Raw genomic sequence first — 2,244 nt, forward strand, 5'->3', positions numbered from 1 at the left:
AAAATCCCTAGAACCCCAAAGAGAGAAGCTTACAAGATTAGCTCCGACGACCAAGGCGATATAACTGTCGCGAAGAGCTAATACGATGATGAATGAGAATGCAGTCAACGCTATCGAGAATGCATTCACCCTATCATAGCCAAACCGATCTATAAGTCCGCCTGCCAAAAGGGAGGCTAGGCCGCCAATGCCGCCCCAAAGCGCAAACAGACCGGTTTCTGCTAAGTCGAAGTTGAAGGGGGCCTGCGCTAGTTTGAAGCTGATTGTCGTCCAGAATGCCGAAAACGCGGCAAAAACGACGGCACCCAAAAGACAAGAAAGGCGGAGGTCTCTTTCTCTACCGAACAAGTGCAAGAGCGACGAAATAAGTGAAAGATAAGGAATAGGTTTAATTGCTGACCTTCGTCGGGGTAATATAACCGGAAGGATAACCGCTGATATCACCATTAGGATTGAAGCGATGAGGTATACGTTCCGCCATCTCAGCGAATTGGCGCCTATGCCAGCGAGCATTCGGGAAAATAGGATGCCGAGTACGAGACCGGTCTGTACCGCTGCTATTACTCGTCCTCGTCTCTCAGGCCGGGTAAGACCGGCTGCAAGCGGTAACACGATTTGGGGTACACATGTACCCATACAGATCACGAAGCTCAGAGTGGCCAGGACACCAAGAGAGGGTGAGAACGAAGCGGCAAAGAGGGCTAGCGCGACACCAGCCAGGAGGTACCTAACCAGCGACCGTGGTTCATTTCGATCCCCGAGAGGAACAACTAGAACGATGCCCAGCGCGTAACCAAGCTGAGAAACCGTCGCAATTGATCCCGCTTCTTGAGGACTGGTTCCAAATTCTGCCGCTATGGCGGGTGACGTGCTCCCCTGAAATGTGACCGATTTTGAGTAGAGTCCGACGCGAAGGAGTCGGACGGATATGAAGCGGAGCAGGTTCAGCGAAGAGCAGATCATTGCGATCTTGAAGGAGCAGGAGGCTGGGATGGCGACGGCGGACGTGTGCCGCCGCCATGGGATCAGCTCGGCGACGTTCTACAAATGGAAGTCGAAGTATGGCGGCCTGGAGGTGTCCGAGGCACGGCGACTGCGCGCACTCGAGGACGAGAACGCGAAGCTGAAGAAGCTGCTGGCCGAGGCGATGCTGGACAACGTGGTGCTGAAGGATCTAGCCACAAAAAAATGGTAACGCCCGGCGCTAAGCGGGAAGCCGTCGCTCATGCTCGTGAACACCACGGGCTGAGCGAGCGTCGGGCGTGCAACCTGGTCGGTGTGAGCCGGCGGGTGATCCGGTATCGATCGTCGCGGCCGGACGATGGTCCGCTGCGGCAGCGTCTTCGCGAACTGGCGGCGGAGCGTCGCCGGTTCGGCTATCGGCGTCTGGGCTATCTGCTGGCGCGCGAGGGCATTACGCCCAACCACAAGAAGCTGTTGCGGGTATATCGCGAAGAGAACCTGCGGGTACGCCGCCGCGGTGGCCGCAAGCGCGCCTTGGGCACTAGGGCACCGATGGTGCTGCCGGATGGACCGAACCAGCGCTGGTCGCTCGACTTCGTCTCCGATACCCTGACCTGCAGCCGGCGGTTCCGCATCCTGTGCGTGGTCGACGACTACACGCGGGAATGCCTGGCGCTGGTGGCGGACACGTCGCTCTCGGGCGTGCGGGTCGCGCGGGAGCTGACGCGGCTGATCGGCATGCGCGGCAAGCCGCATACAGTTGTCAGCGACAACGGCACCGAGCTGACCTCGTCGGCCATCCTGCGTTGGTCGCAGGAGCGGCGGGTCGAGTGGCACTACATCGCCCCGGGCAAGCCAATGCAGAACGGCTTCGTCGAGAGCTTCAACGGGCGCTTGCGCGACGAATGCCTCAACGAGACGCTGTTCACGTCGCTGCCGCATGCCCGGTTCGTGCTTGATGCCTGGCGGCATGACTACAACCACGTAAGGCCGCACTCGAAATTGGGCGGGAGAACCCCCGCCGAGAAAGCCGGTAAACCTGTCTGGGAGCATGCCCCCAGACAGGTTGCCATCACCTCAACTAACCATCATGTAGGAGCCGGACTCTACCTCTGACTGGTAACAATCAGGGGAGCACGTCACGGGCAACATGGACTGGTTGAAGTACACGTTTGCCACAGTCAATGCGGACGCGACAGCCATTAGGCTTATCGCTAATCCGCTGAGCTGATCCTCGGACCTGATATTCATGCCTTGGCACCATCAGCGACCTGAGAGTGT

At 58.6% G+C, this 2,244-nt stretch carries 2 protein-coding genes and 1 pseudogene; 2 read left to right on the top strand and 1 reads right to left on the bottom strand.

The window, feature by feature from the left end:
• Positions 1-963, bottom strand: a 963-nt coding sequence (locus CWB65_RS19145; RefSeq protein ID WP_138741261.1) for an MFS transporter, incomplete at its 3' end; no start/stop codon positions are given.
• A gap of 28 nt (positions 964-991) precedes the next feature.
• On the opposite strand from CWB65_RS19145, the pseudogene CWB65_RS20285 reads away from it, so the two are divergent.
• Positions 992-1,081: pseudogene (locus CWB65_RS20285) on the top strand (transposase); the annotation flags it as partial.
• A complete protein-coding gene (locus CWB65_RS19150) occupies positions 1,048-2,079 on the top strand; it encodes an IS3 family transposase (RefSeq protein WP_011347539.1) in 1,032 nt (343 codons plus the stop codon). The pseudogene CWB65_RS20285 and the gene CWB65_RS19150, both read left to right, overlap by 34 nt.
• Positions 2,080-2,244: the final 165 nt, after the last annotated feature.

Source organism: Pseudoalteromonas sp. S554, from assembly GCF_005930865.1.
In the GTDB taxonomy this organism is placed as follows: Bacteria; Pseudomonadota; Gammaproteobacteria; order Enterobacterales; family Alteromonadaceae; genus Pseudoalteromonas; species Pseudoalteromonas marina.